The following is a 21,428-nucleotide window of genomic DNA, read 5'->3' on the forward strand; positions in this document are numbered from 1 at the left end:
ATTGGAACGGACAAAGTGTCCATCCACCGCCGGGTCCTGGGCCTCCGGCCCGGACGGGCGTCGAGCGCGTCAGTGGGTGTTGTCCGGGCGGACCGACCGCTCGGCGATCCGGATCACGGCGGGGCGGGGCAGCGTCCGGGGCAGCCCCGCGACGAGCTTGTTCATGGGGCCGTCGACGACGGACGGGCGGCCCTTCTCGAGGCCGCGCAGGGCGGTGGCAACAACCTGCTGCGGAGTGCGGCGGCGGCCGACCGACGCTTCCTCGGCGCCGACCACGTCGAAGAACGGGGTGTCGGTGGCGCCGGGGGACACCGCCAGCACGCGGACGCCGGCAGGCTTGGCCTCCGCCCACAGGCCTTCGGTGAAGGAGAGGACGAATGCCTTGGTCGCGGCGTAGACGGCCATGTGCGCCACGGGCTGGAACGCGGCGGTGCTCGCGACGTTGATGATGATGCCGTGGCCGCGCGCGGTCATCGCGGGCAGGAATCGTGCCGTCAGCTCCACCACGGCGATGCAGTTGAGCCGTATCTGCGCCGTCAGGCGGGCCGGGTCGGCCGTCGCGACGTCGCCGTGGGTGGCGAAGCCCGCGTTGTTGACGAGGATGTCGACCGGTCGGTATGTCAACCCTTCCCGTGAAAGGCCGTCAATCGTGCGGATCGTTCGTCGAGCCCGGCTCGCCCGACACGCCCGGCACGTCGGCGCGCGCAGTCGGCTGGCGCCGGCGTGGATCGTGGTCTCGGTCAGTGGTAGCCCTGATGACCTTCTGCCCGCCGTTGCCGCATGCTGGCCTGCGGCACCCGGCGGAGGGGGACGCACCGATGGCAGCCACGGCAGGCCGGCACCCACCCAACGTGTTGTTCAACATCGTCGGCCTCGCGCTCATCGTGGCCGGCATCGGTCTGACGGTCTACGGCATCGTCGACATGCTGCGGGTCATGGGCGGATTCGACCCGTTCCGCGGCGACGGCCCGCCGGTGCGTGTCGCCGACGGCGCGGCGCTCGCCTTCTGGGGGATCATCGTCTTCACCGTCGGACGCTACTGCTGGCGCGGCGCCCGCCGGCGCGGCGTCCGCGACCGCTTCGGCCGCCTGCTGATCATTGCGGGGTACGTCCTGCTCGGCGCCGGCCTCGATGCCGGCGTGCACGCCGCGGTTCTGCTCTGGGGCGGCCGGACCGAGGACTCGATGCAGTCGGCGGTCATCCACGCCGTGCTCGTGTTGGCGCTCTGGGCCCTGCCGGGCGCGGTGCTGGCGGCGATCGGGTTCCGGCTGGCCGGCGAGAAGGCGCTCGCCGAGGCCGAGGTCAACGCCGGCCTGTAAGCGGGTTACGGGAGGCTACGAGACCTGGTCGTGGGTTCCCCGTCGCGTCGGGGTGTGGCGGGGGACAGGTGAGCTCAGTGATCTCGACTCGTGCGGACCGATGATCACGTCCCGCACCGAGGGCCCGTCACCTGGTTGAGGACATCAGCCAGGCCGGGATCGAGACGCGCCCTTCGGCGCGTCGTCTTCCAGGTCCGTCATGCGGCGGCCAGGTAGGCGGTCAGGCTGTCCAGGAGCATGGTGCTGCCCTGCTCGGCCTGGTCGCGGTCCTCGGCGGTGTCGAAGGTCTGGGACAGAGTGATCTGGGTCCGGTCGCCGTGGGCGGCCAGGTCGAGGGCCATGAGGACAGGCTCGTCACGGTCGGGGACGTTCATGCCCATCACCAGGCGCTTGTTCTCCACGACCTCGGTGTAGCCGCCCGACAGCGGGATGCGGGTTCCACCCGGGATGACCATCACCGAGCTCCAGGCGCCGCCGGGCCGGACGTCCAGGACGACCTCTTCGGCGCTGGCCCACTGGCCGTAGTCCTCCGCGACGGTCCAGGCGCGCCAGACCGCCTCCGCTGGGGCGTCCAGGTCGCGGGTGAGGGTGTAGTCGAAGCCGGCGGTGCTGGTCATGATGGTCTCCTTCGGGCGCGGCCCCGGCGTGTGGGGCGGTCAACTGCACTGCAAGCAAAGTATAGTAACGATCATTGACCGTCAAGAGTCGTTACTAATCTTTTCAGGAGTCGAGCATGCCAAGCGACACCTCGCTCCCCGACCTGGGCATGCTGACCGGCCAGCTGATGCGTGCGATCCAGAAGGAGCTGTTCGCGGCCCTCGCCGAGCAGGGACACCCGGACGTCAGCCCCCGACACGGCTTGGTCCTGGCTCACCTTGATCCGGAGGGGGTCCGGGCCACCGACCTGGCCGAGCGCATCGGCCAGCACAAGCAGATCGTCGGCACGATCGTCGACGAGCTGGTCCGGCTCGGCTATGTCCGCCGGGAGCCGGACCCGGCCGACGGGCGCGCCAAACTCGTCGTCCCCACCGACCGCGGGCAGGACGAGATCGCCAAGGCGCGCGCCATCCTCGCCACCATCGAACGCCGACACGAAGAGTCCCTCGGCGCCGACGCCTACGCCGACTTCAAGCGGACGCTTGTGCAGGTCACCAATGACCAGCGCTCCTGGCGAGCCCACAGTGCCATGCCCGACCCAGCACACCAGACCTCAGACGCGCTCGTCGCTGACCCGTACGGATCTGGTGGCGGACGGCGGCGACCCGGGGCGGCCTAAGGTCGGGGTATGTGCGATGACGACGCGTCGGGTGTGCTTGCCGCCGCTCCACGGCCCGTGACCGGTACGGCTGTCGACCCGGTGTCGTTGGCGCCGGTGGACGAGGTCGTCATCACCACGCTGATGGACAACACCTTCGACGGGCTGCTGGCGGGGGACGATCGGGTGCGGCGGCCCCCGCGGGGTGCCGGGCTGGTCGAAGCTCCCCAGTTCGAGGATGGGCTGACGACGGCGGGCCTGCGGGCCGAGCACGGCTTCTCGGCACTGGTCCGGGTCCGTCGCGGCGAGACGGTCACCACCCTGCTGTTCGACACCGGTGTGTCGCCTGACGGGATGGTGAGCAACGCCGAGCGGCTCGGCATCGATCTCGGCGAGGTTCAGGGCGTCGTGCTCAGCCACGGCCACTTCGACCACGCGGGCGGCCTGGCCGGCCTGGCCGGCCGCCGTGGGGTCCGTGGCCTGCCGATGACGGTGCACCCGCTGGTCTGGACGCGTCGGCGGCTGGCACCCCCCGGGCTCGACCCGTCCGCGCTGCCGACGCTGAGCAGGCGTGCGTGCGAGTCGGAGGGGTTCGAAGTGATCGAGCGGCGGTCTCCGTCGCTGCTGGTCGACGGCAGCGTGCTGATCACTGGCGAGATCGACCGCACGACCGACTTCGAACGCGGAATGCCGCCCGCGCATCAGGCCTGGGACGGCGCCGGCTGGCGCCATGATCCCCTCGTGCTCGACGACCAGGCGCTTGTCGTGCATGTCCGAGGCAGGGGCCTGGTGGTGCTGACCGGGTGCGGGCACGCGGGCGTGGTCAACATCGTGCGGCACGCGCTGCGGCTGACAGGTGTCGAACGGCTGCATGCGCTGATCGGCGGCCTGCACCTGAGCGGGCCCGCTTTCGAGCCGGTCATCGCGCCGACGGTCAGCGCACTGACCGATATGGCGCCCGACCTTGTCGCCAGCGCGCACTGCAGCGGCTGGCGCGCCCAGCATGCGCTGGCCACGGCGCTCCCGGGGGCCTGGGTACCCAGCAGTTCGGGCACGTCGTTCCGGCTCGCCGCCTGATCGCCCGCCGAGGTCGTCCGCCACGGCCCGGCCCTGACGGGACCAACGCGCGCGCCGCGGCGGCCTCTCCCGCCGACGCGGGACGTTTCGAAGCCGAGATCTGGCACCGTGGAAGCCTGGGCGGCGCGTCGCCCTAGCCTCAGGAGGTCATCGTGAGTTCCTCGCTCTACGACGATGTAGGCGGCCTTGATGGCCTGCGGCGCCTGTCCGCGGCGTTCTACGACCGTGTGCTCGCAGACGAACTGCTCGCCCCCGTGTTCACGCACTTCACGCCGACCCACCTCGATCATGTGGCCGTGTGGCTGGCAGAGATATTCGGTGGGCCAGCGGATTTCTCGGCCCGCCTCGGCGGGCATCAGGCGCTGCTACGGAGCCACCTCGGGCTCGGGATCCGCGACGAGCATCGGCGACGCTGGCTGGAGCTGATGGCGGACGCGATCGGCGAGGTGCTGCCCGGCCAGCCGGAGCTCGCCGTGGCGCTCATGGAGTACTTCGACTGGGGCACCGCCATCGCTCAGGACGTCTCTCAGAACCCCGTCGGCACTGATCTGGGCGAGCCCGGCCCCACCCCTCGATGGGGACACCAGGGTCTCGTCCACTAAGAAGTGGGACCAGTACTCGATCTTGAAGCCGCTTCTCGGCGCGGGAGCGTTCCCGGCGCTACTTCGGCGTGGAGCGTGAAGTAGGCGAAGAAGGCCGGCGGGACCGCCGCGGTGCCCTCCTGCGCCGCGGTGGACAGGAAGCTCGCCATACGGGATCTTCGTGCACCCGGCGGAGAGCGCCATCCGTCAGCACCTCGACGCTCCCAGACGAACGGCGGCGTGGCGGGCACCAGGTCCGGGATCGTCTCCGTATCACCGCGACCGTCCTGGCGACACCTCCTCGTTTGGCGCTCCGTCGATCCTCGATGATCGAAATCTGATTCGAGGCGTCGAAGGTGTCATCGCTCAGCTCTGGCGGTGGCGGACACAGCCTGTTCAACTGGGCCTGCGAACCGGACCTCGGGGACCCCGGAGCGGGCAGGATCGTCACCTGGATCGCCGGCTCCCAAGACGACGGCCAGACCCTCCAGGGCGAGGTGCGGCGCTATGACTTTGTCGGCGATGCGCTGGTCGTGACCTACCAGGAGCCGTTCTCGATCAGGACCGACGACCCGATTCCAGGCATTCCGGCCCGGCCCGGTTGTGGCTCGATCCTTCGATAGCCCGACGGCTGGCCGGAAGGGATCATCCGTGCGCGCGTCGGGTCATGCGGCCCGTCGTGCAGACGCGGCCGACGCGCCTGGTCGGTCCTGACCGTGGACTAACGTTGACGTCAGTGTTAGAAGATGTTAGGAACGATCTGTGTCTGGCGTCACGCTCCAGGGCTGATGCTCGTCGGCTCCCAGGCAGGCGTGATCGCGAGCTGTCGCGCGGCCGCCCAGCGGCGTCCGTCGGACGGCCCACCGGCGACCGGAGGTAGTCATGCCCAAAACCCCTGTCGGCTTTCCCGTCTTTGACGCGGACAACCACATGTACGAGACGGCGGACGCCTTCACGAGATTTCTTCCCAAGGAATATGACGGCCTGATCAAGTACGTCCAGGTCAACGGGCGCGACAAGATCGCCGTTCGCGGCGTGATCTCCGAGTACATCCCGAACCCGACCTTCAACGTCGTCGCTCGGCCGGGAGCCTGGGAGGAGTTCTTCAAGCACGGCAACCCGGACGGGAAGTCGACCCGGGAGCTGATGGGCGCCCCGATTCGCTCGCCCGAGGCGTTTTTCGCGCCGGAGCCGCGGCTGGCCCTCATGAACGAGCTGGGAATTGACCGGGCGCTCATGTGGCCGACGCTCGCCAGCCTCCTGGAAGACCGACTGCGCATGGATCCGAAGGCCACCCACGCGGTCGTCCACGCGCTGAACCAATGGATGCACGAGCAGTGGAGCTTCAACTACCAGGACCGTATCTTCGCCACGCCGGTGATCACGCTGCCGATCGTGAGCGAGGCCATCAAGGAACTGGAGTGGGTGCTCGAGCGTGGAGCGAAGATCATCCTGATCCGGCCGGCGCCGGTGCCCGGCTACGAAGGCTTCCGGTCGTTCGCGCTGCCGGAGTTCGACCCGTTCTGGGAGAAGGTGGTCGAGGCGAACATCACCGTCGGCCTGCACTCCTCCGATGACGGCCTGACCCGCTACTACAACATGTGGGAGGGGCGGGCCGATGGTGAGCATCTTCCCTTCGCCACGCCGTCGGCCTTCATCGAGATCATGCACACCCAGGGCCGGGGCATCTTCGACACGGTGGCCTCGCTGATCGGGCACGGGCTCCTCTCCCGTTTCCCGCGGCTGCGCATCCTGCCGGTCGAGAACGGCTCCGGCTGGGTGCGGCCCTTCGTGGAGGCCGCTGGCACCGCATACGCGCACAACCCGAGGCGGTTCGACGAGGACCCACTTCAGGTGTTCAAGCGCAACATCTGGATCCACCCGTTCCACGAGGAGGACCCGCGCGGCCTCATCAAGGTCGTGGGCGTCGACCGGGTCGTGTTCGGGTCCGACTACCCGCACGCGGAGGGACTCTCCGACCCGGTCTCCTACGTCGATGAGCTCGAGGGCCTGTCCGCCGAGGACATCGCCCGCGTCATGGGCGGCAACCTGGCCGAGGCCATGGATCTGCCCTTCGCGGCCGCGGCCTGAGCGGAGGCCCGGCCGGGAGTCCGGGCGAAATGGCCTCGGCACCCGGATCGACGACGTCGTCGAGATCGCAGGCCTCTCCCACGGCCTCTTCTACCGATACTTCGCCAACAAGGCCGACCTCGCGCGAGTTCTCGTGCTGACAGCGATGGCGCCGCTGTCCCGTACGCTCGCCGCGATCCCTGCGCCACCCGAGCCAGGGTCCGGGAAAGCCTGGTCGACGGCCAACCTGCGGGCATGGCTGCGCACCTACAACGAGATGCACGCCTCCGAGGCCGGGATCATCCGGATCTGGGCCGACGCGACGCGCCGCGAAGCCACGCTCGGGACCGACGCGGCCGCTGCCCTCGACTGGGGCCGGCGCCAGATCGTGCACTTCCTGGAACCTCGCGGTTTCGGCGACGTCGACATCGAGGCGATCGTGGCGATGGCCTTACTAGACGTGTTCGGCGGCGGAGACCGACCGGCGGAAACGATCGAGGCCGCGGTCCGCGTGATCGAGCGCGGCCTGCTCGGCAGATAGCGCGGGCCGCTCGGCAGATGACGAAGTGCTACCGCCGCACCTGCCGGCCAGCCGGGCGTGGCCGTCCACCGCCAGCCAGGGAACGCGGTGCCCCCGTCGCTGACGATCTGGATCGCCGCCCCGCTGAGGTCGAGGAGAACGCCTCCGGTCGCCGGCGCGACCTACCTCGGCCTCACCTTCCTGGTCGCCTCGCTCCTGATCGCGCTGATCGCCGCCGGCCAGGTCAGCGGCCAGCCGTCCACGCGCCGGTGGGAGTGGGACTCACCGGAGCCGATAGGCGTCCACCCAGGCGCCGAGGTCCAGGTCGCGTGGCAGATGACCGTCACCGATTCCGTGCGCGCGGCGCCATGTCGCGAGCGCGTTGCCCGACAGGCCCCGCGTACGGAGGATGTTGACGATCCCCCGCCCCCGCCCATGGAAGACCTCGGCCGCGAAGGTCTGGTAGGCGGCGCGCTCCGCCGGCGGGACCAGTGGAGCGGGGCGGCGGTCGACGACCAGGAGCCCACCGTCGACCGAGGGGCGCGGGTTGAAGGACGTCGAGGGGACCCTGCGGTCGAGCGTGAACTCGTACCAGGGCCACCACTGGGCGGTGAGCAGCGTGGCACCCCCGACACCGGCCCGCTTGCGGGCGACCTCCCACTGGAGCAGGAGCACTGCCCGGCGCCAGCCGTTCAGGGTGAGCAGCCGGCGCAGGACCGGTGTGGTGATGTGGAACGGAACGTTGCAGACGAGGTCGTACGGTCCCCGCGGCGGGGCATGGCGCAGGATGTCGCCCTGGCTGACCACGACGTGCGGCGCGACGGCGCGACGCAGACGGGCGACCGAGCGCGGGTCGACCTCGATCGCCTCCACCGGCCGGCCCAGGCGGGCGAGCGAGCGGGTGACGGCGCCGCGTCCGGCGGCCCACTCGACGATCGGCATTGGTGCCTCGCCAATCAACTCGACGATGCGGGCGATCACTCGCCTGTCGGTGAGGTGGTTCTGACCAAGCTCATGCGGTCCGGGGTAGGCACCGTAGCCGGGATGGACACGGGACATGTACTGCTCCCTCGGTCGTCTGTCGACGCCGGGCAGCACGAAGCGCCGCCCGGCCCTGAACAGGGCCGACGGCGCAGAACGACCGAGTGGTTGGCTGAGTACCGTTCCGCGCCGTCAGCGGGCGGAACGCAGCCGAATCGCGGCACACATGATGGGCAGCAGGGTACGGCCAGGCAGCTGGTCCGACCAGCCAATTTCGAGCCGGCGGCGCCTGGCCGCGCTGGCGGTCGGCAACATGCTGCTGGCCGCCCGGTGATGGGCGGTGAGGCCGGTCCGGTACTGACCACCGGATCAGCCGGCGACGGGCGGCACGCTCTGCTCGAAGCTGAACACGTTCTCCGGGTCGTGTGTGGCCTTCGCCTGGCGCAGCCGCTCGCGGTAGCAGCCGTAGTACTCGCGCTCCCAGTCCGACGCGGCGGCGTTGGGGGGCTCAGCAGAGCGGGACCTTCGTGTCGACGAAGACGTTGTTGTGCGGGCCGGACGTCGCGCCGTTGTTGTAGAAGTTGTCGGCCGGCGCGTACCGGCCGGCCGCCACCCCGGACACGACCAGGTAGAACCAGGTGTTCCCGTCCTCCACCGCGTCGCCGGTCGTCCGACAGCGGACCTGCACCGCCACGTTCACCCCGATCCTGGGCGTGTTCGGGCCGACGAAATGCACGGTGGCGAAGGTGGGCGAGCCGGTGTTGCCGGTGACCTCGGTATGGGTCGCCGGCGGCGGGGACGTCGTCGGCGGACGTGTCGTGGGCGGCGGAGCTGTCGTCGTCCGAGGTGTCGTGGGCGGCGGGGGCGTCGGCGTCGGAGTTGGCGGCGGCTGCGTCGTTGGGGGAGCCGGTTGGGTCGTCGTTGGGGGAGGCGGTGGGGTGGTCGTCGGGGAAACCGGGGATGGCTGCGTCGGGGGCCCGTTCACGGTTACCCGGACCGGGGTGCTCTGCGCCGAGTTGCCGGCCGCGTCGGTGACGCGGACCGTGACGAGCCAGGTGCCCGGCGTGTCGAACGTCAGGTCCACCACCGCGGACGCCTGGTCGCCGGTCGTCTGGGTGACCGAACCGCCGGGACCCGCCATGAAGTTGTAGCTGACGATCGGCACCGCCGGGTCCGCCGCGGACGAACCGCTGGCGTCGAGCCGCACGGGAAGCGGCGCGAGCCCGCTGGCCTGCGACACGTTCAGTCGGGCCGTGGGCGGGTTCGCCCGCGGCGGGACTGTCGCCGGCGCCGACGGCGTGACGACCGGCGCGCTGGGCGACGGCGTGGCGGTGGCCGGCCGCGGGACGACCGGCGGCCCGGTGGGCGCGGCGGAGGTCGTCTGCGCCGGCCGCGGCGGGCGCGGCGCCTCGGGCGAGGGTCGCCGCCCAGGCGGCCGGGTGACCGGGGGGACGACCGGCGGCTGGCTCGGCGCGGCCGCGGGCGGCGAGAACGGGGGAGCCTTTGGGGGCGAGGGCCGGGCCGTGGCGGGTGGGGACGTCGCCGGCTCGGTCGGGGACGGCGGCGGTGTCGACGACGTGGGCGGGGGCGGCGGGACGTCGGCGGGCTCGTCGTCGGCGCCGGTTGGTGTCGGGCCGTACTTCTCGACCGTCGTGACCGTGCCGCTGGGCTGGATAACCCCGGCGATGCTGCCGGCGGGGTCGTTGAAGAACACCACCGATCCGGCGCGCTGCAGTTCGAACGGCTTGTCGGGCGTGACCGGCACGTTCGCCGTGGCCTTCACCTTCCGCCCGGCCAGGTCGACGACTATCACCCGGCTGGTCGTGAGGTCCGGGACGAACACCAGGCCGGCGGCCTCCACAGGCTGTCCCAGCCGGTGCCCGGCGACGTCAAGGTCGATCACGTCGTCGCAGGTCCGGGTCGAGAGATCGCTGAGCATCAGCAGCCCACTGCGCTGGCTGACCAGGAAGATCCAGCGGGCCGCGTCCGCGCGCAGTTGCCCCGGCGGCGGCGCCGGGCCCGCACCGGCCACCACGACCGAGCCGTCCTTGGTGGCGTCGACGCACACCCCTGGCCCGGTGACGCCGTCCGCCTCGATCGGGCGGGCCCGCCCGGCCGCCAGGTCCACGGCCACCGGCCGCCCGGACACGGAGATCAGCCTGGTCCACTGCGGGTCGACGGCCCCGACCCGGGCCTGCCGCCCGTCGCCGTCCACCCGCAGGAGGTCGCCCGTCGCCGCGTCGACGATCCACAGCCGGCCCGCGCCGTCGGCGAGAACCGCGCCGTCGCGGATCGTGGCGTGGACGGCGACGGTCGCGCGGACCCGCAACGTCCGAGGGTCGACGACGAAGACGACCCCCCGCGACGGGCTGACGGCGAACAGCGCGCCCGGCGCGGGGAACAGCGTCAACGGCTCACCGCGGCCCGAGAACGGGCTCGTCGGCAGGTTCACCCGGTAGGTCGTGCCATCGATCCGCAGCACCGTCCCGTCAGCCGACGAGACAAACGCGTCCGTGCCCTCCTGGGTGCCCACCGACCCGTTCCCGCCGATGTCGACCCGGGTGACGATCTGCCCGGACGTCCCGTCGACCAGCACCGCCTCCCCGACGGTCGACGACACCAGCCACGCCGACGCGTCGTCGAGGTCGACCGCCCGCCGTGGGACCTCCTCCGGCCGCGCGAGCGCGAGCGCGAGCCCGGCGACCGCGCCGGCGAGCACCAATGCCAGGAGGACTCGTGGCAACCAGACAAGCCACGGCCGGGGGATCGCTCGCTGCCGCGCGAGGACGTGATCATTCACCGTGCACCACCGTCGTGTCAGCGAGTGTCGTCGTCGTGCCGGCGTGGGCCATCGTGCGCCGCTGCTGGCCGTGTACCTGGACCCAGTGCTGGAGAAAGTCCGACGGGCTCGCGGGTACCGGCGGGACGGCGGCGGGTGTCACCGCCGGCCCGGTCGGCGGCGCCACGGCCGCGGCCTCGGCGTCGGCGCCCGCCGCCGGGGCGGCGAACAGCGGGTGCGGGTCGAGGAGGGCCCGCACCCGGCCGGCGCGGCCGGCGGCACGTCCCAGCTCCCGGCGGACGTCCCCGACCAGCGCCCAGGCCCGGTCCGGATCGTCGGCCCCGGTGCCGCCCAGGGCGAACGTCGCCTCGTCGACCAGCGCCGCGAGCAGCCGCAGCGGCGCGACCGCCGGCGCCGTGGCCGGGTTCCTGGCGACGGCGCCGACCAGTTCGCGTCTGGTCAGCGAGGGCGATCGGGAGACGCCGAACTCGCCGAGCCGGTCCCTCGCCTCCCACCAGGCACCGCGCACCCGGTCGGCCGGGCCGCCGCGATGTCGCCGCGTCAGCCGGCGCCGGGCCTTTTCGCCGATCACCAGGAGGGGCAGGGCCAGGGCGAGGGCGCCCAGCGCGATGAGCAGGACGAACGGCCAGGCGAGACGCCCACCGCGCCCGTCGTCGCCGCCGACGATGATGTCGCGTTGCGCCGGCGTGATGACCGCCGGGTTCTCCTCGTCGCCCTGCTGGGTCTGTGGTGGGGAGGCTCCCGACAGCGGCGCGTCCCGGGACCCCGCCCTCGACAGGTCGCTCGTGTCGGTCGGCTCGAACGCGACCCAGCCGACCCCGGCGAACAGCACCTCCGGCCAGGCGTGTGCCTGGTGGTCGGTGACCGTGAATGTGCCGTCGGTGTTGGCCGCGTCGGTGGTGTTGGCCGCGCCGTCCTCGTCGAGCAGGTAGCCGACGCTGATCCGGGTCGGGAACCCGAGCGAGCGGGCCAGCACGGCGAACGCGGCGGCGCGCTGCTCCGCGTAGCCGCGGTGGTCCGCCGGGTCGGCCGAGTCCAGCAGCCGGGTGAGCCGGCCGTAGGAGTGGCCGGGCGTCGCGTGCAGGTCGTAGGGGAACGCGCTGCCGTCGCGCAGGAAGTCGGCGAGCGCGACCAGCTTGCCGTACGTCGTCGCGGCCCCGGCCGTCGTCTGCCTGGCGTTGGCCAGCAGCTCGGCCCGCAGATCGTCCGGCAGGTTCGGCAGCACCCGGTAGCGGTCCGCGCCCGGCCCGGTCGCCACGACGGCCGCCGCCAGCTGCGCGTCCGACGGACGCGACACCTGGGCCGTCAGGTCGAAGCGGTCGCCGGCCCGCGGTGGCGACAGCAGGGCGAGCGTTCCCGACGTCGGCTCGAACGCCGGACCCCTCCCCTCGCGCGGGCCGGAACCGCTGGCGGGGGCGTAGTCGATGGCCGTCGGCTCGCCGAGGGTGGGCAGCAGCGCGTCGTCGAACCCGTCGAACGTCACGTCGGCGCGCACCCTCGCGCGCGCGACCGTCGTCGCGACCGGCTCGTCCGGACCCGGCAGCACCTTGTCGACCGCGATGAAGTTCCCGTCGACGCTCCAGGTGGCGCCGTCGAAGGCGCCGAGGGCGGCCGTCCGCACCCGGGGCGACGTGCCTGGCGCGCCGGCCGGCCAGGCGGCGGCCGCGGGGGTCAGCCTGATGGTGAACAGCTTCGTCGGCTCGGGGGTGTCCAGCTGCGCGCGCACCTGCACGAGTGGGTTGAGCAGGGCGACGTCGTCGACCGGCGGACTGCTGTGTTCCCTGAGGTCGTACCGGTCAGCCGAGTCGATCGGCACGACGACGCCGACCACGGTCGCCAGCACCGCGACCGTCGCGACCACCGGCAGCCCGATCGCCAGCGGCCCGGCCAGCCGGGACCGGTGCCCGGGGCCGGATCGGCCGTCGACACCGGGCCCGCCCCCGGTCGGCTCGGACTGGCCAGGGAGCACCCCCGCGCGCGCGGACCGTACCGCGGCGAGCACGAGCACGAGCACCACGAAGCATCCGGTGAGCACCAGCTGCGCGACCCGGCGGCGCTGCCCGGCCTCGGCGACCAGCAGCAGAAACCCGATCGTCACGAGCAGCGGCGGCAGCGCCGGCAGCAGCGCGCCGTGCCAGCGCACCACCAGCACGACGGCGGCGAACGTGGCGACCCAGAGCACCGCGCCCAGCGGCGCCAGCAGCAGCGTGTTCGGCTCGGCGGGCACGGCCGTGGTCAGCAACGGCCGCCAGCCGTCGCGCAGCGCCCGCAGCAGCAGGTCGACGCGGCCCGCGGCCACCCCCGTGCCGTAGAGCAGGCCGGCCAGCGCACCGACGAGACAGACCAGCTCGACCGTGGCCAGCCGCCGGGCCGCGACCGCGCCGACGACCGCGGCGGCGGCGACGGCGCCGGCGAGCGGCGCCAGGTAGCGGTAGCCGTCGAACAGCGCGCCGAGGGCGGCCGCGGCGGGCAGCATCGACGCCCCGGCCAGGAGCACGTCGCCCAGCCGGAGGTGTCGGCCGGTGGCCGGCAACGGGGGCGGCGGGGGCGGTGGGGTCGGCCGGGGCGACTTGACCGGCGGGACCGACTTGACCGGCGGGACCGGCGGGGCCGGCCGGGGCGACAGGATCGGCGTGGTCATCGGCGCGCCCGCGAACCCCAGACGGCGGCGAACTCGTCGCTGGTCCGCACGTTGACGGCGAGCGCCCCGGACACCGACGGAGCCGGCCGGCCGTGCAGCTCGCCGACCTGGACGAGGCTGACCATGGCGTACCGGGGCCGCACGGCCGACACGGCGCCCAGCGCCGACGGCGCCGGCTGACCCGTCACGACCCCGAGCGCGACGCCGGGGGTGCCCGGCATCATGGCCGCCAGGGCGGCCAGACCCGGGTCGTCTGGCCGCGTCGTCACCTCGGCGAGCAGGTCCAGCATCGCCTCCCCGGCCGCGATGTCCCGGCCGGCCGCGAGACGTCCTCGGCCGGTGGTCCACAGCTCGACCGGGAAGCCACGGGTGAGCCCGGCGGCGATCAGCGACGAGGCGACCCGCACCGCGTCCTCGAAGAAGTCGTCGGTGTAGGGGGCGGCGCTGGTGTCCAGCACGACCATCATGGTCATCTCGTTGGGCACGACGTTCTGCCGGACCATGAGCTTGGCGGCCCTGGCCGAGGACCTCCAGTGGATGAGCCGCCGGTCGTCGCCGCGCACGTACTCCCGCATCGAGTGGAACGCGACACCGCCCAGCGGCGCCTCGCGCGCCGCCGGCCCGTCCAGCTCGAACGAGCCCCCCGTCGGCAGCGGCGCGACGGCGAGCACCCGCGGCCGCACCCGCAGGGTCGACCGCCCGGGCAGCTCCCGGCTCAGCTGGATGAGCCGCAGCGGATCGCTGTGGCCGACGACCAGCGGCCCGACCTCGAACACCCCGCGCCGCCCGGTGGGGATCGCGTAGCCGCGCTGGGTCCCGGCCCCGGCCGCGAGACTGGGAAGCGCGATGCCGATCGACGTGCCGGCGACCCGCTCGGCGGCCCGCAGCGGCGGGCAGCGCCGCCCGGAGACGTTGGTGACCGTGAGGACGCCGGACGCCGGCTCGCCCTCCACCACCCCGGCCGGGCGGATCTCACGACTGATCACGACGTCCGGGGCCACGAACAGCCAGGCGCAGGCGACCACGAGCGCCAGCGTGGCCGCGGCCGACATCACGACGAACTCCGGGTAGCGCAGGACGAAGCCGGCGACGCCCAGTGCCACCGCGAGCGCGGCCACGAGGAGCCCGGAGCGGGTGATCATCGGAAGGCCGGCCGTTCACCGGGTACCGGGATCCCGACGAGGACCGAGCCGAGCAGCTTCTCGGCGGTCACGCCGTTCAGCTCGGCCTCCGGGCGCAGGAGCAGCCGATGCCCGAGGACATGCGGGGCGAGCGTCTTGACGTCGTCGGGAATGACGAAGGCGCGCCCCTCGGCCGCCGCGTGCGCCTGCGCCGCGGCCACGAGCGCGAGGCCCCCGCGGGGGCTCGCGCCCAGCCGGAGCTCGCCGCGCCGGCGGGTGGCGTCCACGATCGTCACGACGTAGCTGAGCAGCTCGCGGCTGATATGAACGCGCCGCACCGTGGCGGTCATCCGCTGCACGTCGGCCGCGGACACCACCGGCGCCAGGTCCTCGACCGACTGGCCAGCCGACCGGCTGGCCAGCATGTCCACCTCGGCCTCGTGGCTCGGGTAGCCGACCGCGAGGCGCATCATGAACCGGTCGATCTGCGCCTCGGGCAGGTCGAAGGTGCCGCCGTGCTCGACCGGGTTCTGCGTGGCGATGACCAGGAAGGGCCGCTCCAGCGGGTAGGCGGTTCCGTCGAGGGTCACCTGCCGTTCCTCCATCACCTCCAACAGCGCGGACTGCGTCTTCGGCGACGCCCGGTTCACCTCGTCGGCGAGCACGACGTTCGCGAACACCGGGCCGGGCTGGAACTCGAACTTTCTGGTGTCGGCATTCCAGATGTTGACGCCGGTGACATCGGTCGGCAGCAGGTCCGGCGTGCACTGGATCCGGCGCATCGTGCCGGCGATGGACTTCGCCAGCGCCTTCGCGAGCGACGTCTTGCCCACACCCGGCACGTCATCGATGAGCAGATGGCCCTCGGAGGCGAGGCAGAGCACAGCCAGCCGGACGACATCCGTCTTGCCGCGGATGAGGCGTTCGACATTGCGGACGACCAGGTCGCACCGCTGCGCGAACCACGCCACCTCGGCCGGCGACACTGGCTGCTCGGACACATGCTCTCCCAGAGGGTTGTCTGCGGTTGGACGAAGGCCGTGCGCTTCGGCCTGGCCGGGGCCGCCGGGCTGGAACTCCCGGCGCGCTCATTTGGACTTCCCGGACTTATCCGACTCATCGGACTTCTCTGACTCGTCGGGCTCATCGGACGAGCACCGCCGCCGCCGCGACCGAACCGATGACGGCCAGGAGAAGCACCGTGGCCAGGACGGCTGCGCGACGGCCAAGGACGTGGAACTGGGCGTCCCGGCTGAGCCGGCCGACGAAGACCGTGGCACCGTCGGCCGCGGCGGCGGCGTTCGGCGGTCCGGGTTCGGCCACGTCGTCGGGCCTCGGCAGGGCCGACGCCATCGGCTGGGCTGGCGGGGCCGGCCCGGGCCGCCCCGGTGGCGCCCCGGGCGGTTTCGGCCCCGGACCCGGCGGCGCGCCGCCCGGCGGTGTGGCAAACGGCGGTGTGGCAAACGGCGGTGTGGCAAACGGCGGTGCGGTGCTGGGCGAGGAACGTCGGTCGCCGCGGCGGTCGGCCGCCGGGCCGCGGAGCGCGGTCTCGCCGGCCGCGGGCCACGGGCTGGTGCCCGGCCCACCATCCGCGCCGTCCGAGGACGGCCTCCCGCGCCGGGCGACCTGACGGCGCGCGTGCCCCGGCCTCGCGGCCGGCCGCCGGGTGGCTAGCCGCCGAAGCGCGGCCACCGGCGGCGAGGACGCGGCCGGAGAGCTCCGCCACGCGGTCAGGAAGGCGTCGGCCGGCGACCGGCCGTCCGGGAGGGACGGGCCGCCGTCGTGGCCGTCGGCGCGGAAGAGGCTGTCGCCGCCGCCGGTTCCATGCACGCGTTCGCCGTCGCCCACTGTCTCTCCGCCGTTCTCAGGCGGTGACCCGTCCACGTGACTGGCCGGCCCCCGAGCCGGTTCTGGAATCGGCCGTCAGGACCGCGGTCCCCGAATGCCCGCAGATGTCCCACATGCTACTGGCCGCGGCTATTTCGGCAGGCATATGTGCTGAAGTTGGGACACTGTTAACGTTCCGGCGCACGGTCCTCGAAAGGCGTCGCGGCCCGGAACTCCGCCCAGCGGCGACGGTGCGTGTTCTCGGCGGCCCGACGGCGGCCTCTTGGCGAGGGCCCCATGGAAGGACCGTCGCCCGCTGTCGCGTCGGCAGGTCCATACCGGCAGCCAGAAAACCACACGGCGACTATCGACGGGCAACGAGCGGGAGAGGGTTGGGTGCTTGGGTGAGTAACGGCGGACCGCGGGTTGCCCAGGCGATTTTCCTATGGATTAGTCCGGCGTAGGTAGTCCGATCGCGAGTTCGATCAGCTCCGCGGCCAGCGGGGTCGGCGCGTGGCCGGACCAGACGGCGTGCAGCGGTCGAACCAGCATCAGGTCGGCCACCCGCAGCCGGACCAGCTCGCCGGTGGCCAGGCCGGCCGCCGCGGCCCGCGCGCTGACGACGCCCACACCGCCGCCCGCCCGGACCGTGGCCAGGATCGTCGCCGTCGAGCCCAGGCTGGTCGCGCGGTGGATCGGCGGGGTATGACCGAGCGCGCCGGCGAGGGCGCGCATGAACGTCTCGCGCGTGCCGGAGCCGGGTTCGCGCAGCAGAAGCGGCGCCTCGATGAGATCACTGGCGCGCAGATCTCGCTCGGCCCGAGCTGCCAGGGGGTAGCGGGTGGCCACGACGAGCGCGAGGCCGTCCGCGCCGACCACTCGGCGGCCGAGGTCGGCCGGGACGTCGGGCGACTCGACGAACCCGAGATCGGCCCGGCCGGAGCGGATCGCCGCGCAGACGTCCTCGCTGTTGGCGACGCTGGCCGAGATCTCGAGATCGGCGTGACCGCGCCGCAGGACCAGCAGCCATCGGGGCAGCAGGTACTCGGCCACGGTCAGGCTGGCCGTGATGCGCAGGCGGGCCCGCTGGTCGGCCCGCAGCGAGAGCACACCGTCGGCCAGCGCCTGGGCCGCGTCGATGACCGGGTGGATCCAGGCGACGACGGCCTCGCCGGTCGGGGTCAGAGTGCTGCCGCGCCGGGTCCGGACCAGGAGCGGCACGCCGAGGCGCCGTTCCAGCCGGGCCAGCCGCTCGCTCGCGCTCGGCTGGCTGATGCCGTGCGCCTGGGCGGCGCGGCCGACGCTGCCGGTCTCGGCGACGGAAAGCAGCAGGTTGAGCGTCGCCAGATCGGTGACCCAGCTCGGGAGGGGCATCGTCGGACAGCGTGTCACACCGCCCCGGCGACGGCGAGGCTGGTCAGGCTCACCGTCGCCCACAGCAGCAGGCCGAGCAGGAGCGGCCGGTACCCGGTGCGGCGCAGCGCCGCGACGTCCGTCGCGAGGCCGATCGCGGCGAGCGCGACGGCGATGAGGATCATCGCGCCGCGATGCAATGGCTCGTGGCTGGCGACGGGGAGAAGCCCAGCCGAGTTGGCCGACACCACCAGCACGAACGCGACGAGGAACCCCGGAACCAGGCGGACGGCGCGGCGCGGTGCGGTCAACAGGTGGCGTGACTGGTGGTCCGGCTGACGGTGCGGCTCGGCGTCCAGGTCGGACGAGGCCTCGCGGTCGCGGACGAGCGCGCCCAGCACCAGCACGATCGGAATGATCATGAGTGTGCGGACGAGCTTGACCACGACCGCCTGCTGGACGGCGGCCGGGTCGTACGCGCTGGCCGCGGCGACGACCGAGGACATGTCGTTGACGGCGGTGCCGGCGAACAGGCCGAACGCGCCCGGGCTCAGGCCGAGCGCGTGCCCGAGCGGCGGGAAGACCAGCGCCGCGGCCACGTTGAACAGGAAGATCGTCGAGACAGCGTAGGCGACGTCGGCGTTCTTGGCCCTGATCGTCGGGCTCGTGGCGGCGATCGCCGACGCGCCGCAGATCGCCGTCCCGACGCCGATAAGGGTGCGCAGGTCACGTCCCACCTTGAGACATCGACCGAGCAGCGCGGCGCCGGCCAGACAGGCGGCGAGGGTGGCCAGCATGACCGGCAGCGAGGCCACCCCGACGTCGGCCACCTCGCCCAGGGACAGCTGGGCGCCCAGCAACGCGACGGAGACCCGCAACAGGCGGACCCGAGCAACGTCAAGACCTGGCTGAAGGACACCTCCCCATCTCCGGGCGAGTGGGCTGAGCAGGGCGCCCCCGACAACCGCCACGACAGGCGCGCCGATCACCGGGCAGGCCATGCCGACGGCGGTCGCGGCCAGGCCGATCGCGCCGGCGAACGCCAACCCGCCAGACACGCCAGACGCGGCGCGCACGGCAGAAACGCCGGAGGCGGCGGACATGGTGTGCGCGAGCCGCGCGGGTCGGGCGAAATGGCGTTCCCGGACGGGGACGGTGGTCATGGATCCCAGCCTCAAGCGGCCGAGGACCCTTCGGTAGCGGCCGACTGCCAGGGATGGTCATAGGAGACCCCTATGACTAGACGGGCGCGTCGACGATGCGTCACTCGGTCAGCCCTGTTCGGCTGGCCCAGCCGCTGTGCCCGGCGCACGCGACGGAGCTCCCGTCTCTGACCGGCGCATGTCGACGACGCCGACAAGACCGACGCCGACAAGACCGACGCCGACAAGACCAAGGCGTGTGTTGTCGTTGTCGCCCTGGGTAGAGGAATCTCAAACTCCAAGAAGGTCATCGAAAGTAGGATCAAACGATGCCGACTCTCGGTGCCGCCGACGAACAGGGAACGGAAGGATACCTGGGTGGTCGGTACCGGCTGGGCAGAGTGATCGGTGAGGGTGGTAGCGGCACTGTCTACAAGGGCGAGGACGTGCTGCTGCACCGCCCGGTCGCGATCAAGGAGATTCGGCTGCCGCTCATGGGGTCGGCGGCCGAACGCGACCTGGCCGAACAGCGGGTGATGCGTGAGGCCCGCGCGGCTGCTCGACTGCGTCATCCGACGCTGGTGACCGTCTACGACGTGCTCAAGGCAGACGGGCGTTCGTGGATCGTCATGGAGTACGTCGACGGGGTCTCCCTGTCCGAGCTCATCAAGGACGCCGGACGGCTGGCCCCCGAGCGGGTCGCCCGTATCGGCGTCAGCCTGGCCTATGCGCTCGAGGCCGCTCACCGTGGCGGCGTCGTCCACCGCGATGTCAAGCCGGGCAACGTCCTGGTCACCGCGGCCGGCGAGTCACGCCTGACCGACTTCGGCATCGCGGTCAGCCACGGCGACACAACCCTGACGGGTGCGGGAACGCTGATAGGTTCGCCGGCTTACATCGCCCCTGAACGCGTCCGAGGCGCGCGGGCCGTGTACGCCAGCGACGTGTGGGGGCTCGGAGCGACCCTCTTCACCGCCGTCGAGGGCGAGTCTCCGTTCGAGGGCAAGGTGCCCCTGGCGATGCTGGCCGCCGTCGTGGAGAACCGCAGACGCCCGTTCGTCCACGCGGGCTGCCTCCGCGGTGTCATCGATCACATGCTTGCCGTCGATCCTGACCGGCGGCCGTCGCCCGCCCAGATCCGCAGTCATCTTCGCGAGGTCCTCGACGACATCACGCCGACCGCACGAGGACGGCGCAGACACCTCGGGAGGCCCGGGCTCGCTCGACGCCCCACCCGTCCCCGCGAGGCCGGCCGGGTTGACCGGGCCGACCCGTGGTTGGAGATCCTCGCTGACAGCCACCGGCCGGCGCGGGCGGATGATGCTGAACCCGGCATGGCGGCTGACAGACCCGCGGATCAGGCGACGAAAGTCGACGGCGGCGACGCGACCGGCATGGACGAACCGCGGGCCGCCGAGGTCGGTACCCCGGAGGCCGACGACAAGGCCGCACCCATCGCCGAGGCCGCATCCACGGAGGTCGTCGCACCCACTGGCGCCGAGGCCGCACCTACACCCGACGTCGGACCCACCGAGGTCGTCGCACCCACCGATGTCGCCCCATCCACCGACGTCGCCGCACCCACTGCCGACGTCGCGCCCACGAAGGTCGTCGGACCCACCGACGTCGCATCCACCGACCACGCCGCAACCACCGACGTCGTCGAACAAGATGAGGGTGCGGTGCCCGGCGACGGCGAACCCAGGGACAACGCCAAACGCGACGAGGGCACCGCACCCAACGAGGGCACCGCACCCGACAACGGCGAACCGGGCGGCGACGCCGCCGTCCCTGTACCCCCCGGCGGACGTCGGCGCGGCTCGCGCCGGCGGGTGTCGGTGATCGTGGCGGCGGCGCTGGCGTCGCTCTTGGCGGTGGGGACCACTCTGGGCCTGACGTTGGCCGGCGGCGGCACCGCCGAGCCGGCCGCGGCCCCGCCGCCGCAAAGATCGTCGCTCGCCTCGTCCGGACCGGTCACATCGCCGACGTCGACGACAACACCGGAGAACCTGGCGGCGACGGACCCATCACGTCCGCCCTCGAGTGTCGCCGGCCCGCCGGCCTCAGGCGACACACTGACGGACGCCCCGGCGGCGCGGGACTACGACATCAGCCTGGGCTCGCTCATTCCGACCGGTACCACCCCGGCGCGGCCACCGGAGGGCTACACCACGCGCTCCGGGCAATCCAGCTGGTCGGTCGCGGTGCCGAGTGACTGGTCGACCTCCCCGCGCGGCGCCGACCGAACCGTGTTCGCGCCCGCGAGCGGATATCCAGAACTGCTGGTCGAGGCCCAGGCCGCGGCCGGACCGTCCGCTATCGGCGCCTGGCGGTCGTTGGAAGGAAGCACACGGGCGACATCGCCGGGCTACCGGCTCCTGTCCATCCGCCAGGCCGACGGGCAGGACGGCGCGACCGCCGCCATCTGGGAGTTCACCTTCACCTCGGGTGGGCGTGTCATCCACGTCCTCGACCTCGGCGTCGTCCGCAACGGCCACGGATACGCGCTGCGCTGGCGGATTCCCGAGGACGACTGGGACGGCCAGCAGGCTCTGATGTGGCGAATCTTCGCCACCTTCCGTCCAGGGCCATGACGGGCCGCCCACAGGATGACGGCCGCCGGTTCGTTCCGCCGAACGGCCGGATCTCCCGTGAGGTGATGGAGGGCCTCGCGCGCGGTCCCGCCTTCGGTGATGTGGCATGCGCCGGCCCGGCCCGGATCGATGATCCGAGCCGGGTCT

General features: G+C 72.5%; 18 protein-coding genes and 2 pseudogenes. 9 read left to right on the forward strand and 11 right to left on the reverse strand.

Annotated features, from left to right (window positions below):
* Positions 1 to 69: 69 nt before the first annotated feature.
* Positions 70 to 624: an SDR family NAD(P)-dependent oxidoreductase gene (locus BCD48_RS00890; protein WP_071046289.1), complete on the reverse strand. Its 555-nt coding sequence runs from the start codon at positions 622 to 624 to the stop codon at positions 70 to 72.
* 194 nt (positions 625 to 818) lie between these two features.
* Between BCD48_RS00890 and BCD48_RS00895 the strand changes: the two genes are divergently transcribed.
* Positions 819 to 1,319, forward strand: coding sequence for a hypothetical protein (locus tag BCD48_RS00895; protein ID WP_071046290.1), 501 nt, complete (start codon positions 819 to 821; stop codon positions 1,317 to 1,319).
* Between the two features lie 197 nt (positions 1,320 to 1,516).
* On the opposite strand, the gene BCD48_RS00900 is transcribed toward BCD48_RS00895, so the two are convergent.
* Positions 1,517 to 1,936 carry an SRPBCC family protein gene (locus BCD48_RS00900; protein ID WP_071046291.1) on the reverse strand — a complete coding sequence of 140 codons (420 nt, stop codon included), beginning with the start codon at positions 1,934 to 1,936 and terminating at the stop codon, positions 1,517 to 1,519.
* Positions 1,937 to 2,052: 116 nt separating this feature from the next.
* Between BCD48_RS00900 and BCD48_RS00905 the strand changes: the two genes are divergently transcribed.
* From BCD48_RS00905 to BCD48_RS00930, 7 genes and pseudogenes are all read left to right on the forward strand, one after another.
* Positions 2,053 to 2,595: a MarR family winged helix-turn-helix transcriptional regulator gene (locus tag BCD48_RS00905; RefSeq protein ID WP_083417993.1), complete on the forward strand. Its 543-nt coding sequence runs from the start codon at positions 2,053 to 2,055 to the stop codon at positions 2,593 to 2,595.
* Between the two features lie 9 nt (positions 2,596 to 2,604).
* Positions 2,605 to 3,651, forward strand: a complete 1,047-nt coding sequence (locus tag BCD48_RS00910; protein ID WP_071046292.1) for an MBL fold metallo-hydrolase — start codon at positions 2,605 to 2,607, stop codon at positions 3,649 to 3,651.
* Between the two features lie 152 nt (positions 3,652 to 3,803).
* On the forward strand, positions 3,804 to 4,253 hold the full coding sequence (locus tag BCD48_RS00915; protein ID WP_071046293.1) for a group II truncated hemoglobin: 450 nt from the start codon (positions 3,804 to 3,806) through the stop codon (positions 4,251 to 4,253).
* 335 nt (positions 4,254 to 4,588) lie between these two features.
* Complete coding sequence (locus BCD48_RS00920) at positions 4,589 to 4,855, forward strand: hypothetical protein (RefSeq protein WP_071046294.1); 267 nt, start codon at positions 4,589 to 4,591, stop codon at positions 4,853 to 4,855.
* Positions 4,856 to 5,114: 259 nt separating this feature from the next.
* Positions 5,115 to 6,323 (forward strand): amidohydrolase family protein, encoded by a 1,209-nt coding sequence (locus tag BCD48_RS00925; protein ID WP_071046295.1) that lies wholly within the window; start codon positions 5,115 to 5,117, stop codon positions 6,321 to 6,323.
* Positions 6,229 to 6,438 (forward strand): annotated as a pseudogene (locus tag BCD48_RS54740) (TetR/AcrR family transcriptional regulator); the annotation flags it as partial. The gene BCD48_RS00925 and the pseudogene BCD48_RS54740, both read left to right, overlap by 95 nt.
* An 18-nt stretch (positions 6,439 to 6,456) precedes the next feature.
* Positions 6,457 to 6,843, forward strand: a complete 387-nt coding sequence (locus BCD48_RS00930) for a hypothetical protein (RefSeq protein WP_241841423.1) — start codon at positions 6,457 to 6,459, stop codon at positions 6,841 to 6,843.
* A 261-nt stretch (positions 6,844 to 7,104) separates the two neighbouring features.
* On the opposite strand, the gene erm is transcribed toward BCD48_RS00930, so the two are convergent.
* The 9 genes and pseudogenes from erm to BCD48_RS00970 form a co-directional block, all read right to left on the reverse strand.
* The gene (gene erm / locus BCD48_RS00935; protein WP_071046296.1) at positions 7,105 to 7,881 is read right to left on the reverse strand and encodes a 23S ribosomal RNA methyltransferase Erm; all 777 of its coding nucleotides are present in this window, start codon (positions 7,879 to 7,881) and stop codon (positions 7,105 to 7,107) included.
* Between the two features lie 291 nt (positions 7,882 to 8,172).
* Positions 8,173 to 8,283 (reverse strand): annotated as a pseudogene (locus tag BCD48_RS55305) (BBE domain-containing protein); the annotation flags it as partial.
* 28 nt (positions 8,284 to 8,311) lie between these two features.
* The gene (locus BCD48_RS00940) at positions 8,312 to 10,603 is read right to left on the reverse strand and encodes a PKD domain-containing protein (protein WP_131803695.1); all 2,292 of its coding nucleotides are present in this window, start codon (positions 10,601 to 10,603) and stop codon (positions 8,312 to 8,314) included.
* On the reverse strand, positions 10,596 to 13,244 hold the full coding sequence (locus tag BCD48_RS00945; RefSeq protein ID WP_071046298.1) for a transglutaminase-like domain-containing protein: 2,649 nt from the start codon (positions 13,242 to 13,244) through the stop codon (positions 10,596 to 10,598). Before BCD48_RS00945 ends, BCD48_RS00940 begins: the two co-directional genes overlap by 8 nt.
* Entirely contained in the window at positions 13,241 to 14,386 is a 1,146-nt protein-coding gene (locus BCD48_RS00950; protein ID WP_071046299.1) for a DUF58 domain-containing protein, read from the reverse strand. Before BCD48_RS00950 ends, BCD48_RS00945 begins: the two co-directional genes overlap by 4 nt.
* Positions 14,383 to 15,366, reverse strand: a complete 984-nt coding sequence (locus BCD48_RS00955; RefSeq protein WP_083417994.1) for an AAA family ATPase — start codon at positions 15,364 to 15,366, stop codon at positions 14,383 to 14,385. Before BCD48_RS00955 ends, BCD48_RS00950 begins: the two co-directional genes overlap by 4 nt.
* A 142-nt stretch (positions 15,367 to 15,508) precedes the next feature.
* Complete coding sequence (locus BCD48_RS00960; RefSeq protein WP_071046301.1) at positions 15,509 to 16,213, reverse strand: hypothetical protein; 705 nt, start codon at positions 16,211 to 16,213, stop codon at positions 15,509 to 15,511.
* 429 nt (positions 16,214 to 16,642) lie between these two features.
* A complete protein-coding gene (locus tag BCD48_RS00965) occupies positions 16,643 to 17,566 on the reverse strand; it encodes a LysR substrate-binding domain-containing protein (protein WP_071046302.1) in 924 nt (307 codons plus the stop codon).
* Between the two features lie 14 nt (positions 17,567 to 17,580).
* A complete protein-coding gene (locus BCD48_RS00970) occupies positions 17,581 to 18,708 on the reverse strand; it encodes a YeiH family protein (RefSeq protein ID WP_071046303.1) in 1,128 nt (375 codons plus the stop codon).
* A 308-nt stretch (positions 18,709 to 19,016) separates the two neighbouring features.
* Between BCD48_RS00970 and BCD48_RS00975 the strand changes: the two genes are divergently transcribed.
* Positions 19,017 to 21,281, forward strand: coding sequence for a serine/threonine-protein kinase (locus BCD48_RS00975; protein WP_071046304.1), 2,265 nt, complete (start codon positions 19,017 to 19,019; stop codon positions 21,279 to 21,281).
* The last annotated feature ends 147 nt before the right edge of the window (positions 21,282 to 21,428 follow it).

This window comes from Pseudofrankia coriaricola (assembly GCF_001854805.1).
In the GTDB taxonomy this organism is placed as follows: domain Bacteria; phylum Actinomycetota; class Actinomycetes; order Frankiales; family Frankiaceae; genus Pseudofrankia.